Source organism: Mesorhizobium sp. B2-8-5, assembly GCF_006440675.2.
In the GTDB taxonomy this organism is placed as follows: domain Bacteria; phylum Pseudomonadota; class Alphaproteobacteria; order Rhizobiales; family Rhizobiaceae; genus Mesorhizobium.
In genome coordinates, this window is the sequence record NZ_CP083951.1 from 4,941,048 (window position 1) to 4,955,441 (window position 14,394).

At 65.2% G+C, this 14,394-nt stretch carries 12 protein-coding genes and 1 pseudogene; 2 read left to right on the forward strand and 11 right to left on the reverse strand.

Features of this window, described 5'->3' with window-relative positions; all coding sequences use genetic code 11:
• Nucleotides 1-81: 81 nt before the first annotated feature.
• A complete protein-coding gene (locus FJ430_RS24330; RefSeq protein WP_181175562.1) occupies nucleotides 82-1,269 on the reverse strand; it encodes a PLP-dependent aminotransferase family protein in 1,188 nt (395 codons plus the stop codon).
• Between the two features lie 271 nt (nucleotides 1,270-1,540).
• Here FJ430_RS24330 and FJ430_RS24335 point away from each other — a divergent pair, with 271 nt between their 5' ends.
• Complete coding sequence (locus FJ430_RS24335) at nucleotides 1,541-2,281, forward strand: sulfotransferase family protein (RefSeq protein WP_140645495.1); 741 nt, start codon at nucleotides 1,541-1,543, stop codon at nucleotides 2,279-2,281.
• A 41-nt stretch (nucleotides 2,282-2,322) separates the two neighbouring features.
• Here FJ430_RS24335 and FJ430_RS24340 read toward each other — a convergent pair whose 3' ends face one another.
• From FJ430_RS24340 to FJ430_RS24355, 4 genes are all read right to left on the reverse strand, one after another.
• Nucleotides 2,323-2,481 carry a hypothetical protein gene (locus FJ430_RS24340; protein WP_226891875.1) on the reverse strand — a complete coding sequence of 53 codons (159 nt, stop codon included), beginning with the start codon at nucleotides 2,479-2,481 and terminating at the stop codon, nucleotides 2,323-2,325.
• Nucleotides 2,482-2,919: 438 nt separating this feature from the next.
• Nucleotides 2,920-4,128 carry an amidohydrolase family protein gene (locus FJ430_RS24345; RefSeq protein ID WP_140710052.1) on the reverse strand — a complete coding sequence of 403 codons (1,209 nt, stop codon included), beginning with the start codon at nucleotides 4,126-4,128 and terminating at the stop codon, nucleotides 2,920-2,922.
• Between the two features lie 466 nt (nucleotides 4,129-4,594).
• On the reverse strand, nucleotides 4,595-5,050 hold the full coding sequence (locus FJ430_RS24350) for a GFA family protein (protein ID WP_140645492.1): 456 nt from the start codon (nucleotides 5,048-5,050) through the stop codon (nucleotides 4,595-4,597).
• Nucleotides 5,051-5,153: 103 nt separating this feature from the next.
• Nucleotides 5,154-5,705 (reverse strand): isochorismatase family protein, encoded by a 552-nt coding sequence (locus FJ430_RS24355; protein WP_140645491.1) that lies wholly within the window; start codon nucleotides 5,703-5,705, stop codon nucleotides 5,154-5,156.
• 100 nt (nucleotides 5,706-5,805) lie between these two features.
• On the opposite strand from FJ430_RS24355, the pseudogene FJ430_RS24360 reads away from it, so the two are divergent.
• Nucleotides 5,806-6,068 (forward strand): annotated as a pseudogene (locus tag FJ430_RS24360) (MFS transporter); the annotation flags it as partial.
• Nucleotides 6,069-6,145: 77 nt separating this feature from the next.
• Here FJ430_RS24360 and FJ430_RS24365 read toward each other — a convergent pair.
• From FJ430_RS24365 to FJ430_RS24390, 6 genes are all read right to left on the reverse strand, one after another.
• Nucleotides 6,146-6,970, reverse strand: a complete 825-nt coding sequence (locus FJ430_RS24365) for a hypothetical protein (protein WP_140710050.1) — start codon at nucleotides 6,968-6,970, stop codon at nucleotides 6,146-6,148.
• A 99-nt stretch (nucleotides 6,971-7,069) separates the two neighbouring features.
• Nucleotides 7,070-9,073, reverse strand: a complete 2,004-nt coding sequence (locus FJ430_RS24370) for an amidase (protein WP_140710048.1) — start codon at nucleotides 9,071-9,073, stop codon at nucleotides 7,070-7,072.
• Between the two features lie 122 nt (nucleotides 9,074-9,195).
• Nucleotides 9,196-11,445: a xanthine dehydrogenase family protein molybdopterin-binding subunit gene (locus tag FJ430_RS24375; protein ID WP_140710046.1), complete on the reverse strand. Its 2,250-nt coding sequence runs from the start codon at nucleotides 11,443-11,445 to the stop codon at nucleotides 9,196-9,198.
• Nucleotides 11,445-11,951 (reverse strand): (2Fe-2S)-binding protein, encoded by a 507-nt coding sequence (locus tag FJ430_RS24380; protein WP_140710044.1) that lies wholly within the window; start codon nucleotides 11,949-11,951, stop codon nucleotides 11,445-11,447. Before FJ430_RS24380 ends, FJ430_RS24375 begins: the two co-directional genes overlap by 1 nt.
• Nucleotides 11,951-13,324 carry a c-type cytochrome gene (locus FJ430_RS24385; RefSeq protein ID WP_140710042.1) on the reverse strand — a complete coding sequence of 458 codons (1,374 nt, stop codon included), beginning with the start codon at nucleotides 13,322-13,324 and terminating at the stop codon, nucleotides 11,951-11,953. Before FJ430_RS24385 ends, FJ430_RS24380 begins: the two co-directional genes overlap by 1 nt.
• Before the next feature lie 100 nt (nucleotides 13,325-13,424).
• Nucleotides 13,425-14,393 (reverse strand): SEL1-like repeat protein, encoded by a 969-nt coding sequence (locus tag FJ430_RS24390; RefSeq protein WP_140710040.1) that lies wholly within the window; start codon nucleotides 14,391-14,393, stop codon nucleotides 13,425-13,427.
• Nucleotide 14,394 lies beyond the last annotated feature (1 nt).

The following is a 14,394-nucleotide window of genomic DNA, read 5'->3' on the forward strand; positions in this document are numbered from 1 at the left end:
CTAGCCGAGGAATCGGCCCCGCGGACAATCACGGCTGCGCACTACCAATCACGCCTGCGCGAGAATGAGGTGATAGCCGGCTTACCCCCGCAGCAGCTTCGCCAGTCTCGGCACGCCTTCGTTCACCGCGCGGTCGTCGGCAAGGGTGAACGACATGCGCAGCGTGTTGCGGCCGGTGCCGTCGGCGTAGAAGGCGTTGCCCGGCACGAAGGCGACGCGCGCATCCTTGACCGAGCGCGCCAAAAGTTCGGTGGCGTCAGCGCCATCCGGCAGCGTCAGCCAGACGAACATGCCGCCGTCCGGGCGGCTCCAGGAAATACCGTCGGGCATGTTGGCTTCCAGCGCCGAAAGCAGCGCGTCCCGGCGCTTGCGGTAGGCGCCGATCAGCTTGTCCACCTGGGCATCGAAGATGGTCTCGGCGACCCGGTGCATGACGATCTGGTTGATCGAGGGGCTGTGCAGGTCGGATGCCTGCTTCATCAGCACCAGCTTTTCCACGACATGGCGCGGCGCGCAGACCCAGCCGACGCGCATGCCGGGCGACAGTATCTTCGAAAACGAGCCGCAATAGAGCGTGCGCGCATGATCGATGCCGCCGGAGCGGGCGCAGTCGAGCGCCAGGATCGGCGGCACGCCTTCGCCGTCATAGCGCAGCGCGCGGTAGGCCGCGTCCTCGATGACGGCGATGTCGAGTTCGCCGGCAAGGTCGAGCACCGCCTCGCGCTGCTTGGCGTCCAGCGTGTTGCCGGTCGGGTTGGCGAAATCCGGCACCAGATAGGCGAACTTCACCTTGCCGCCCCCTTTGGAAAAAGCAGAGGGGGCGGCCGCCGCGGCGCAATAAGCCTCCGGCGTCATGTTGCCGCCGGCCGGGTTGAGCCGGTCGTAGCGCGGCTCGTAGGCGTTGAAGGCCTGCAGCGCGCCGAGATAGGTCGGCCAGGTGACCAAGGCCGTGTCGCCGGGCGACAGGAACAGCTTGCCGAGATAGTCGAGCCCCTGCTGCGAGCCGGAGGTGATGAAGATGTTGCCCTCGTCGCACGGGACACCGAGCTTGCCCATTTCACCGGCCAGCCATTTGCGCAGCGGCAGGAAACCTTCGCTGACCTGGTACTGCAGCGCGGCCCCCGCCTCCTTGCCGCCCAGCACAGCCTGGTAGGCATCGGCGATGGCTTCGGCCGGAAACAGCGACGGGTCGGGAATGCCGCCGGCGAAGGAGATGATGTCCGGCTGGTCGAGCAGCTTCAACAGCTCGCGGATTTCCGAAGCCTTCATGCGCGAGGAGCGCGAGGCCAGAAGATTCAACAGGGTCAAGGCGCACCTCCCGCAGTGCTTATTTAGGTCAGCTTGGTTGACCTATTATCAGGCCGCGCCTTTCGCGTGAATACACAAAACGGCCATGGCGCATCGTCCAGGCGACATTTGGTCCACAAAACTTGTGCGACGCTAATGGAAAGCCATTGCGCGATCGGCCGGCCGGGCGCACGATCACGGCCAAAGAACCGGAAGCCGAGAGAAAATCAATCCGGACCAAGGGGGGACGCGCATGACACTCGAAGTCATCGGGGCCGGTTTCGGCCGCACCGGCACGTGGTCGACTTTCGCCGCGCTGAACCGGCTGGGCTTTCCGAGCTACCATATGCAGGAAGTCATCATCAACAAGGCCAACAAGGGCCACCTCGACTTCTGGCGCAAGGTGGCGAATAGCCCGCCGGGCAGCCAGCACGACTGGAACCGGGTCTTTTCCAACTACCGGGCGACCGTCGACAATCCGGGCTGCTGCGTGTGGCGCGAGCTGATGGCCGCTTATCCCGACGCTAAAGTGCTGTTGACGCTGCATCCGCGCGGAGGCGAAGCCTGGTATGACAGCACAATCGACACGATCTACTTCACCGAGAACGTCTGGCAATTTAAAGTGCTGGAATGGCTCACACCCTTCGGCCGCAAGTTCGGCGATATGTCGCGCAAGCTGATCTGGGGCCGAACGCTGAAGGGCGTGATGAACGACCGCGATAAAGCGGTGGCGCGCTACAATTCCTATATCGACGAGGTGAAGGCGGCGGTGCCGCCGGAGAAGCTTTTGGTGTTCAAGGTCAGCGACGGCTGGGCGCCGCTTTGCGATTTCCTCGGGGTCGCGCTGCCCAACGAGCCCTTCCCCAATCTCAACGACCGCGCCAGCATCAAGAAGATCATCAACGAGATGATCATGGGATCCTATCTGATGCTTGCCGGCGTTGCGGTCCTGATCGCGCTGGCGGTCGGCGGTTTATGGTGGTGGCTGGGATAGCAACCCCCGATCCGTCTGCCAGTGCCCGCAGGCGGCCGCGATCAGAACGGCAACCGGATCTCGTCGAGGTGGTTCGACTGTTCCGGCCAGCCAATGTCCTTTTGGACCTCCGCCGGCAGTTCGTTCAGCTGACGCGTCGTGCGGCGGCGCTTGCTGGCCCGCTCGAAGGCGGCGCGGATTCGGTTAAGACTTTTGAACATGGAAATCTCCATAGATCAGCGGCGGAAAACCGGTGCCGCCTCTTCCCGGTGCCGCTTTTGCGATGCGTCTGTAACCGGTGGATTGCGCGCGAACGGTGAAATGCTTCACGAAACCGGAGGGGCTTGAAACATATGCATGCAAACTAATTTGTGGGATCGACCATGCGGCGGCGCGCCAGTCGCCGGACTGCGTGCCTGCAATGTCGGACGCTTGGTCTTATCGCCGATACATTCAGCCGAGAGGAACGGCGCGCTTTACTCCGGCGCCTGCGAATCCGATCCGGCCTGCTGCGCGGTCCGCGCCGAGAGCCGGCCTTTACGGACGAGCGTCGGCTTTGAATATTCTTTCTTCATGGCCAAGTCCCCAAGCTGCACGGAAACGTGCGGCATCCGAATAGACGTTGTCAAGCGAAGGCCCGCCTTCCAGGAGACGACGTCCTACGCCGCCACCTTCCCGCCTCGCGCCACTTCCCTGCCCGCGCGATAGACGGTGCGCTCCTTCGGCACAGCGACCACCGCTTCCGGGACATGCTCTGCCTTCAGCGCGACGAAATCCGCCTTGGCGCCGACGGCGATGTTGTAGCCCTCGAGCCCGAGCGCCTTGGCGCCGGCATGGCTCACCACGTCGTAAGCGGCTTCCAGTTCCCGGTCCTCGTAGAAGCCGGAGCGGTAGCCGATCATGTTGGCGCGGTTGAGCATGTCGCCATCGCCATAGGGCCACCACGAATCGCGGATGTTGTCGGAGCCGGCGAAGACCGTGACGCCCGCCTTGCGCAGCGCGGCCACCGGCGGGAAAGGATGATCGCCGGGCGCGTTGGTCATGATGGCGACGCCGGCGGCAGCGATCCGCTCGCCGGCTCCGGCCAACGCATCGGCGGAGATGTCGCCCAACCCGTAGGCGTGGCTGACGGCGACTTTTCCCTGCATGCCCAGTGCCGCGGTCCGGGCGACGATCTCCTCGATCTCGAACAGGCCAAGCGTGCCGCGGTCATGCAGGTGGATGTCGACGCCGGCGCCGTGCTTTTCGGCAAGGCCGAAGACGACATCGAGATGGCCTTTCACATCGCGGTCGAAGCTTGCCGGATCGAGCCCGCCGATCAGGTCGCAGCCGAGCTTGAGCGCCTCGTCGAGCAGCTCCGCGGTGCCTGGCGAGGACAGAATGCCGCTCTGCGGGAAGGCGACGAGTTGGATGTCGATCAAGTCGCGGTATTTCTCCCGCACGCCAAGGATCGTCTCGACATGCTTCAGCCCGACCGCGGCGTCGACCATGACATGGCTGCGCATGGTAAGGCTGCCATTGCCGACGCAGAGCTCGAGCTGGCTTTTCGCGCGCTCTTCCATCGGCGCGGCCTGCTCGAGATTGCGCATCTGGAAGGCGACCCGCTCGCGCACGTCAAAACCATTGGTGCAGGGAATGTGCGGGCGCCAGGCATCGCCATAGAAGGAGGTGTCGAGATGGATATGACCCTCGACGAAAGCCGGCAGCACGAGTTGGCCGGCGAGATCGATGGCGCCAGCCGGCGGCGTCGTCGCATTGGCTGCAGGCACGATGGCGCTGAAACGGCCGCCGGCGACGGCGAGGTCAGCGACCGTGCCGTCGGCAAGCCTGGCGTTGAGAAAATGAGTCTGGTCCACGATGCAATCCATTGAAAAGGAAAGCCTCAGTCGTCGCCGGCCGGGCGGACCAGGTCAATGCGGATCGAGGGAGAAAGTGTTTCGCCTTCGCCTTCTCCCCCTTGCGGGCCCCCTTGTGGGAGAAGGCGGATCGGCGCGCAGCGCCGAGACGGTTGCTGGAAGGAATGAGGCGCCGGTGGGGGCCGCACGGCCACGGCTGAGCAAGCGATATCGCCAGGCTGGAACACTCCTCATCCGACCGAGCTTCGCTCGGCCACCTTCTCCCAAAAAGGGAGAAGGAAAGAGCCGCCATATACCGTTTTCGCGGAAGTTTCAGCGGGCGGCAAATGTGCCATGATGCAGTCTGCGGTATGAGGCCGCCGTGGTCGACGCGGACGCCCAAGCACATCCCCAACAATGCGCCCCCAACGGCCGCGTCGACCATGAACGGAAATGGCAACGGCGACCTCGCCGCTTTTTTGACCGGCCCCGCTTTTGGTCAGCCTTGCGTGCCGGCGTATTCGGCGACCAGCGGCTCATATTCCTCGAAGGACGGCAGCGCTTGGTAGCTGTGCGCGGCCGATGTCGTCGCCCAGGGCAATTTCTCACTGGTCCAGGTCTCGATGAAGGGCGCGAACCAGGCATGCTCGTCGAGCATGGTCGGGCGCAGGTTGACGAACCAGTCGATCCCTTCCGGTCGGGTGAACATCCAGGTCATGCAATAGCCGCAGAAATAGTGTTTCGATGCGCCATGCAGGCCGCCGACCACCGGCTCGCCCTTGGTCACCTCGAAACCTTCCGAGGGGATTGCCGCGCTCAGCGAATAGGCGCTGGACGACATCGACTGGCAGCCGGTGCAATGGCAGGCCATGGTGAGCAGCGGCTTTGCCGAAATCTTCAGGCGCACGCGGCCGCAGCGGCAGCCGCCTTCGGCGGGAAGATCGAGGGTGGGCAAGATAGGCTCCTTGGGTTGGGTTATTCCTTTTCCCCTTGCGGGAGAAGGTGTCGCCGAAGGCCACGGATAGGGGTGCTCCACAAGGGGAGAAGGAAGAAAGCGCTCAACTCCCAACCAGCTCCGCCGTGGTCGTCATCCGCGCGCCCTGCCCCTCGAAGGCCTCGTTGTGGCGAGCGATGATATCGGGCGCCTTCTCCTTCAGTGAATCCAGCGTCGAATGCGCGTCGGAGACCACGGTGACCCCAAGCCCCTCGGCGAAGGCTCCCTTCACGGTAGCGGCGACGCAGAAATCGGTCTGGGCGCCAAGAAGCACGACGTCGTCAGCACCCTGCCCCGCCACCCATTCGGCGAGGTCTGGGTTGGAGAAGGCGTTGCCGACGCTTTTGCCGAAGGTCGGTTCGTCGGCGGCCTGGCCGAGCAGCGGCCATACCGGCCAGCCGGAAGCGCCCGGCGCCAGCGGGTCGCCCTCCGGCCCGTCATGGCGGATGAACGCCACCTTGCGGCCGGAACGCCGCGCCCAGTCGATCAGCCTGCGGGCGCGCTCGGCGATCGTGTCGGCGTCGTGGATCGGCGGCTCGAAACGGCCGTCGAACATGTTGGTCTGCAGATCGATGACGATCAGCGGCGCAGCGGCGGAGGGGGCGGTCTCTGGCATGGCGGCGAAGATAGCGTGGGTGGGGGATGGGTCAAGAACAAGACAGGGCCGAAACGCACCATCCACGGCCGGGGCCGTCGAGGCCGGTGGCGCATGGCTGCCGTTGGTGCTGATAGGGCAAGCGCGGTGCTGCTCGATATCGGCGTCGTCGGCGAGCAGACGCTGGGCCGCCGTGCCGTCAATCTTTTGCAGCCGAAGGCACGTGGCCGCATCAACGGGCTGTTCGTCGGCATCTTCTTCATCGGCGGCGCAATCGGCTCGCTGCTGGCCGGCATTGCCTGGGCCTGGGGCGGCTGGAACGCGGTGTGCGCGGCCGGCGCGGTGTTCGGTGTGATGGCGCTAGTGGTGGACTGGCTGGAGTAGCGCCGCATCCTTCTCCCCCACAAGAGGGGAGATAACGCGCCTCGCCGGTCTGTGCCGCCAATCGTCCTGCTATCCGCCTAGGCATTCCTCGGGTCGGCCACGCATTGCGGAATCGCGCGGGTGGCGGCGATCAGCTTGCCGCGCATTTCGGAAGGCCGGCGCAAATTCTGCCAGTAGGCGCCGATGCCCTTCATTTCAGTGCCCTGGCCACCGCCGAGCGCACCGTCGGCGCCGACCAGCATCGTCACGATCTTGACGCCGCAGGCAAGGTTGCGGTCGGGATCGGTGATGTCGACCTCCGACTTGAAGCCGCAATGGTATCTCTGCTCGTCCGAAAGCGACAATTGCAGCAGGCCGATCGAATACTGGTCCTGGTCCTCTTCCCAATAGGCGGCGGAGCTGCTGTTGACGGATTCCGCGCTGACCAGGTCGGCAAGCAGCGTACGCCAGAACACGGCGCGGCCGCCGCGGTCCTGGCGCAGATAGCCGGGGCAGAAAACCCCTATGTCGGAAGGCTCGAGACCGCTCAGCGGCTTTTCGGCATCGATCAGGTAGGCCAGCTTGCGCGTCACGGTCTTATGATCGACCATTTTTGTCAGCGCGCCCTGCCCCGCGAGGCAGTTTTTCGCGAAAGCCTGCGCCTCCGGCTGGGTGGTATGCCCGTGGGATTTCCACTGGTCGGTGCAGGACGGCCGGGACGCGACAACGGGCGCCACCGCTGGTGAGGCGGCCGGCGAGGCGACGGCCACTTTGGCAGGCTTCGGTGTTGCGGCTTTCGGCGCGGCAGCCTGGGGCACGGCGCTTTCGATGACCTTGGGATTGGCGCAGCCGTCGAGCACCACGGCAAGCCCCGCCAATGCCACGACGATGCGGATCAGCCTGAACCGAACTCCGGCACGCAATCGCACTGAGCCGCCAGCGTACAAATCCCCCTCCGAGCAGTAAACACAACGGACCAGCCCGGCCTCTTAAGGTCACTCTGCCAGATCGGTGGTGGCCTGTCACCCGATCCCGCCAGTGATCGTGAAGGTTCCCTTACAGTGCCCGTCGGGCGGGCGCGCGATGGCCGTGACGATCGAGCCATAGGCGCCGCGCCAGACGCTGTGGAAGCCCTGATGCGTCGATACCGGCACGACCACCCGACCGGTATGGCGGTTGCCCTCCGCCCGCATGAGGACAGGCTCGCCATTGACGTGAACCTTGACCGCGGCCGGCTCGTCCGCGCCGACGTCCAACACGATCCCGATCTCGTCGGTGTCGCCGGAGCGCGTCGTCTCGGCGGTCAGCGCCAGCGTGAGCGGCGCATCGCCGGCAGCCGCGCCCCTGCCCTCGAACACATCGCCGGCCAGCGCCGGCGTGCGCGGCGGAACGGTGCGGCGTCTGGTGGCCCGCTCGTAATCGCCGGCGATGGTCAGCAACGCCACGTCGTCATAAGCCTTGCCGGCGAAGGTGAGGCCGACCGGCATGCCGATATCGGCCATCGTTCCCATCGGCACCGTCACCGTCGGGATGCCGAGATGGCGCCACACGAGATTGCCGTTGGCGACCCAGGTGCCGTTGCGCCAGGCAAGCCGTGCGGAAGCCTCGTCGACGTCGGCATCGGCCGGACCGACATCGGCGACCGCCGGCAGCACCACGGCGTCGAGGCGGTTGGCATCGAGCCAGTCCTCGAAATCGATACGGCGCGTTGTCTCCAGGCCTTTCAGGCCCTCCTCGATGGTGGGAATGTCCGCGAGCGGCGCCACGCCCTGCTTCGCCCGCTCGACATACCGCGCCAGATCGAAATCGACCTCGCCATAACGGTCGCGCAAGGTGCCCGGCGGCTGCGGAAAGATCTTTGCGCCGTCGACCGAAGCAAGATCGGGGATCGCGGGATCGGCATTGGCGCGCAGGAAATCGTCCCAGGACCAGATGGACAGGTCCCAGATCTCGCGCTCGGCGAATTCAGCCGGCACAAGGACACGGTCGACCATCGACAGCACGCCCGGACGGTCGCGCTCGTAGTTGGAGACGACGGGGAAATCGACCTCGACCACTTCAGCACCGAGCGCTTCGAGATCGCGCGCTGCCTGACGCCAAAGCTCCAGCACCGAGGCGCGCGTCTCGATCGGGCGGTCGGCGCCATCATCCTTGCCGATATACATTTTCGGCACGCCGAGGCGTTTGCCCTTCAGCGCGCCTTGCAGCGGAAGCGCGGCGTAGCTCGCCGGCCGCAGCGCCGATGTTTTCGGAATCGCCACCCAGGGCTGCACGCGCCAGAAATCGCCGCGCGTCTCGGCATCGTCGGCGACGATCACGTCGAGCAGCTCCAGCATGTCGGGAATGGTCCGCGTGTGCGGCACCACCACATCCATGGTCGGCACCAAGGGCCAGTTGCCGCGCACCGAAATCACGCCGCGCGATGGCGTGTAGGCCACCAGCGCGTTGTTGGAAGCGGGCGCGCGACCGGACGACCAGGTTTCTTCGCCGAGGCCGAAGGCGGCGAAGGACGCGGCGGTCGCCGTGCCCGAGCCGTTGGACGAGCCGGAAGCGAAAGCGGCGGTGAGGAAGTCCTTGTTGTACGGACTCTCGGCGCGGCCATAGACGCCGCGCTGCATGCCGCCATTGGCCATCGGCGGCATGTTGGTGAGGCCGATCAATACCGCGCCGGCGGCGCGCAGCCTGGCGATGGTGAAGGCGTCCTCGCCGGCGACGAGATGCTGGAAGGCGGGCGAGCCGGCGGCGACCGTCAGGCCCTTGGCCTTGTAGCTGTCCTTGGCGGTGTAAGGGATGCCGTCGAGCGGGCCGAGGGCTTTGCCCTCTCGGCGGCGGCGGTCCGAAGCTTCCGCCTCCTCGAACATGTTCGGATTGAGGATGGGGACCGCGTTCAGCGCGATGCCGTGGCGGTCGTAATGCACAATGCGGTTGAGATAGGCACCGACCAGCTCGACGCTGGTGACGGTGCCGTCTTCCAGCCCGCTGCGCAGGTCGGCGATCGAGGCTTCGACGAGGTGGAGGTTGAGCATGATGGGACGGGACGCTGACTGGTAGGTTTGTCTATCCACCTAGGATGACGGCGCGCACGTAACTTGTACAGTGAACTCCCCTGTCCCTTCGGCGACATCTTCCTCGAGGGGAGATAAGCGCCCTAAACCCCCAGCACGTCCTTCACCCTCTCTCGCGTGTAAGGCAGATCGTATATGCGCTTGCCGGTCGCATTCCGGAATGCGTTGGCGATGGCGCCAGCGGTAGGGCCCTGTGCGGCTTCGGCGACGCCGAGATAAGGCGTGCCGGGGTTATCGACGACTTGCACCTCGATATTGTCGGGCACCGCGCTGAAGCGCAGGATCGGATAGGTTGACCAGTCCGGACTCAAGATGCGCGTTCGATCGAAATGCACGGCCTCGTAAAGCGTCCAGCTCATCGACTGCAATATGCCGCCTTCGGTCTGGTTGATAATCGAATCCGGGGCGACGGCCTCCCCGCAATCGACCGCCGCAACGACGCGCGACACCTTGATCGCGCCGCTGTCGCTGTCGACATCGGCCTCCAGCGCAACAGCCAGATAAGCGGCGTGGTTCTTGTATTTAGCGAAGGCGAAACCCCTGCCCCGGCCTTCCGGCAAAGCATCCTTCGACCAGCCGAATTTTTGCGCCGCGACCTCGATCACCTTTTTGGCGCGCGGGTCTTTCAGGTGGCGCAGGCGGTATTCGACCGGATCGGCGTTCGCCGCCACCGCCAACTCGTCCATGAAGCTTTCGATGGAGAAGACGTTACAATAGGCGCCGAGGCCGCGCAGCGCGGACACGCGCACCGGCATGTCGGCGACGAAGTTCCAGTTCACGCGCTGGTTGGGCACGTCATAGAGCGGGATTGCGTTGCGGTCGCCATTGCCGAGCGGAGAGATTTGCAGCTCGGCGGGATCGGGCGGGAAATGCCGTTCCATCAGCCTGCCGGCGATCAACGATCCGGCGGAACCCGGCCGCGTGCCATGGTTATTGCTCCACAGGTCGTAGTGCCAGTTCACGATGTTGCCGTTCTGGTCGAGCGTGGCACTCGCCCTGGTCAGCATCGCCGGTCCGTATGGCTCCCATAGATGCTCCTGGTCGCGCATCCATTGCACGCGCACCGGCTTGCCCGGCACTTTCTGCGCGATCAGCGCGGCGTCGGCCGCCGCATCGTCGGCGCCGTTGTGGCCGTAGCAGCCCGAGCCCTCGGTGTGGATGCAGCGCACCTTCTCCTGCGGCACGCCGAGCATCTGGGCGATCGCCTTGCGATCGGGATAGACGCCTTGCGTATGCGTCCAGACCGTCGTCAGGCCATTGTCGAGCATGGCCACCGCGCTCGATGGACCGATAGAGCCGTGCATCTGGTAGGCGCGCGTGAATTGCGCCTGGAGCGTCCTGGCTCCCGGCGCGCTGTCGGCGCCGACGGAGGTCACCGTGCCGACTTTCGACACGGCCTTTTCCAGGAAAGCCGAGATATCGTTCGGGTCGGGAAGCGCAGGCTGCTCCTGCCACTTCGCGACGGCGGCCATGGCGCGCATGGCCTTCACGGCCTGGAACTCCTGCTCGGCGACCACGGCGAGGAAATCGCCGTCGCGCACCACGGCGATCACGCCAGGCATCGCCTTGACCGCGACATCGGCGAAGTCGGCGAGCTTCGCGCCGTAGCTCGGCGGCCGCACGACGCGGGCATGAACCATGCCCGGCGGGCGCATGTCCTGGACATAGGCCTCGCCGCCGGTGACCTTGGCCGGGATGTCGACGCGCGCGAAAGGCTTGCCGATCGCGCGATAGGCTGCCGGCGGCTTGAGCCTGGTATCCGCCGCCGCATCGACATGAAGGAAATCGGCCGAGACCAGTTCGCCATAACCGGCCTTGGCGCCGTTCGGGCCGACGACCGCTCCCGCCTCAGCCTTCAGCGCCTCGACCGGCGCGCCGAGCTTTTCGCTGGCCTTGGCGATCAGGATCTGCCGCGCCTGCGCCGAGGCATAGCGGATGGCGGTGCCTGAATTCTGGATCGTCTGGCTGCCGGCGGTGTAGCCTTCATTCGGCGTCAGCGCGGTGTCGGCGGTGATCAGTTTGATCGCCGCCGGCTCGACCTCGAGCTCCTCGGCCGCGATCTGGCGCAGCGACGTCTTGGTGCCCTGGCCAAGCTCGGCCTTGCCGGTGAAGACGGTGATTGAACCGTCGGCGTCGATGCGGATCCAAGCGTCGAGCGAGGGCGTATCAGCCAGACTGCCGGGCAATTCGGGTTTCGCCGTCTGGGCGCCGGGCGCGCTCGGTACCTCGCCCTGCTGCGCCTCGGCGGGGATGGCGAAGGATACGACCAGCGCGCCGGCTCCCGCCAGGAAGCCGCGGCGGGTGATATCGGGAAGCAGGTTCGGTGCGTTCATCATCCCCTCCCGGTGGCGGCTGCCGGCGCCATGTTGCCGGCGGACTTGCCCTGCATCAGGTCGCGGGCGCGGGCCACGGCTCGAAGGATGCGCATATGCGTGCCGCAGCGACAGAGATTGGGCTCCAGCGCCTGCCTGATGTCGGCGTCGGCGGCATCGGGCTTTGCCTCGAGCAGCGCCTGCGCCCGCATCATCATGCCGGCAATGCAATAGCCGCATTGCGCCGCCTGTTGTTCGATGAAAGCTTTTTGCATCGGGCCGGGATCGTCGATGGTGCCAAGGCCCTCGACCGTCTTGATCTCGCGCCCCTCGACCAGCATGGCCGGCGTCAGGCAGGAAAAGACCGCCTTGCCGTCGACCATCACTGTGCAGGCGCCGCACTGGCCGAGGCCGCAACCGAACTTGGCGCCGTTGAGCTTCAGATCGTTGCGCAGCACATAGAGCAGCGGCGTCGCCGGATCGACGTCGACGTCATGTGACGTGCCATTGACGTTGAGCTTGACCATCAGTCCTTGGCTCCCACATTGTCCGGGCTGCGCTCGATGCCGTCCGAAGGCCGGACGCTGACCCGGTATTTGCCGCTCCTGGTGTCGGCGGTCTTCGCTTTCGCGTCCGCCCATGCCGGCTTCTGGGCATAGGCCTCGCGCAGATAGCCGAGCAGGTCCGCCACCTGATCGTCGGTCAGCGTCGCGGCGAAGCCCGGCATGATCGGGCTCTCCCGGCCGCTCGCCGCCGGCAGGCCAAAGAGCACGACGTTGATTGCATTTTGCGGATCGCGCGCGGCGATCGTGCTGGAGAGATGGAAATCGATGCCGCCGAAGGGCTGCGGGCGGCTGCCGTCATGGCAGGTGGCGCAGGCCGCCTGGTAGATCGCGCCGCCGCGGCTGGTCGGGCTGCCGGTGGTGGCGCTTGCCGGTATCGGCGTGCCGCCCTGGTCGATCGAAAGCTTCTTGCGGATGTCCTCGGCTGCCGCCGCGCGCTCCGGCGCCGGCTCGCCCATTTGGGAGACCAGGTAAGTGGCAATGGCGCTGATATCGGTATCGGGAAGCCGGCCGAGATTGCCGGTGACCTCGGCCATCGGTCCGTTGGCCACGCCGTGATCGGCATGCCAGCCCTGGCGTAGATAGGCAAAGAGACTGTCATGCGTCCATGGGATTGGCGCGGAGGACGATCTGTCGAGCGCGAAGGCATCCCAGCCCTCTGCTTCGCCGCCTGCCAGATGCGCGCCTTTCCGCTCGGCGCCCAGCAGGTTGCGCGGCGTGTGGCAGGCGCCGCAATGGCCAAGCCCTTCGACGAGATAGGCACCGCGGTTCCATTCGGCGCTCTGCGAGGCATCCTCGCGATAGGCGCCCTTGTCGAAGAAGAGCAGCTTCCAGCCCGCCAGCACGAAGCGCAGGTTGAGCGGGAACGGCAGCTCATTGGCGGGAGGTCGATTCTCCACGGCATGCCGCGTCATCAGATAGGCATAGAGCGCCTTGTTGTCCTCGTCGGAGACCAGCGTGAAATGGTCGAACGGGAAGGCCGGATAAAGGTGATCGCCGTCGCGCTCGACGCCTTCCCGCATCGCCCGGCTGAAGGCAGCTTCCGACCAGCGCCCGATACCGGTCTTGGGGTCCGGCGTGATGTTGGTGGAATAGATGGTACCGAATGGCGTCGGCACCGCCAGCCCGCCGGCGAAGGACTTTCCGCCGGGCTTGGTATGGCAGGCCGTGCAGTTGCCGACCGAAGCGACCACCGCCCCCTTCACGATCAGCGCGTGGTCGAAGGAGGCGCGTTGCGGCGGTTCGATCGGGTCGATCGCCGGCTTCCAGGCATAGGCGGCGAAACCCGCCAGGCAGACTACAATGAGGATGAGAACGCCGGTCCAGAAGCGTTTCAAGGAGGTACTCCTTGCGTGAGTCGGGCGGGCACGCGTCGCAGGCGTGGCGCCATGCGAGGAGAACTAGGTTCGAGCCGCGGGGCGTCAATGACAAAGCACCTCACAGCGTCTTGCTGTCGAACTGGCCGTTTTGCCTCATAAGATCGATGTAGGTCTTTGCCCGGGCGTTGCCGTGTTCCGTCGCCTTCAGGAACCATTTGGCTGCTTCCGGATAGTCCGGCTTTCCCAGTACTCCGAGATAATAGAGTTGACCCAAGCTGAACTCGGCATCGGCATTGCCTGTTTTCGCAGCTGCCAGCCACCAGAACTCGGCGGCTTTGCCGTCCCTGGCGATGCCTATGCCGTTTGCGTAGGCATAAGCCACCCACAGCTGGCTTGGAACGTCACCCTGCTTGGCCGCCTTCAGCCACCATGACGCTGCCTCGGTGTCACTCCTGGCAACACCCTTGCCCGTCGAATAGGCAGAGCCTAGCGCTGACTGCGCAGGGATGTAACCTTGCTCAGCCGCTTTGCGATACCAGACGACAGCTTGAGCATCGTCCTTTCCAACGCCGCTGCCCAGAGCGTAAGCGTTGCCGACAGCGGCTTGCGCGTCCACCTGGCCACGCGCAGCGGCCTTCATCCACCATTGGAACGCCTTGCTGAAATCCTGATCGACACCGTGACCGCGCGCATAAAGCGTCCCGAGCAAACTCTGCCCGTTCGGGTCTTCATTGTCGGCGGCTTTTCTCACAAAAGTCGCCGCAACCTTGTCGTCTTTCTCCACGCCCTCGCCGACGTAATAGGCTCGACCGATGCCGTAGGCAGCCCGGGCGTTTCCTCTATCCGCAGCCTTCCGCCACCAATAGAGAGCCAACTGGCGATTCTGCGCGACGCCTTGGCCCTGCCAGTACAGGCCCCCGAGACCATACTGGCCATCGGGATTACCCATATTCGCCAGTAAAGAAAGCTGGCGATACTCTTCCGCATAGTCCTTCGCCAGAATGGCGGCCTGTGCCTTCCTTATTGCGGACCACTGCTGGTAATAATTCAGGACTGGCCCAAACAGAACGAAGCCGGCCAGCACCACT

Bases quoted from the DNA above. Each gene is read 5' to 3' on its own strand.
- FJ430_RS24335 (WP_140645495.1), top strand. From the start codon at position 1,541: ATGACACTCGAAGTCATCGGGGCCGGTTTCGGCCGCACCGGCACGTGG.
- FJ430_RS24345 (WP_140710052.1), bottom strand. From the start codon at position 4,128: ATGGATTGCATCGTGGACCAGACTCATTTTCTCAACGCCAGGCTTGCC.
- FJ430_RS24355 (WP_140645491.1), bottom strand. From the start codon at position 5,705: ATGCCAGAGACCGCCCCCTCCGCCGCTGCGCCGCTGATCGTCATCGAT.
- FJ430_RS24380 (WP_140710044.1), bottom strand. From the start codon at position 11,951: ATGGTCAAGCTCAACGTCAATGGCACGTCACATGACGTCGACGTCGAT.
- FJ430_RS24370 (WP_140710048.1), bottom strand. From the start codon at position 9,073: ATGCTCAACCTCCACCTCGTCGAAGCCTCGATCGCCGACCTGCGCAGC.
- FJ430_RS24330 (WP_181175562.1), bottom strand. From the start codon at position 1,269: ATGAAGGCTTCGGAAATCCGCGAGCTGTTGAAGCTGCTCGACCAGCCG.
- FJ430_RS24340 (WP_226891875.1), bottom strand. From the start codon at position 2,481: ATGTTCAAAAGTCTTAACCGAATCCGCGCCGCCTTCGAGCGGGCCAGC.
- FJ430_RS24375 (WP_140710046.1), bottom strand. From the start codon at position 11,445: ATGAACGCACCGAACCTGCTTCCCGATATCACCCGCCGCGGCTTCCTG.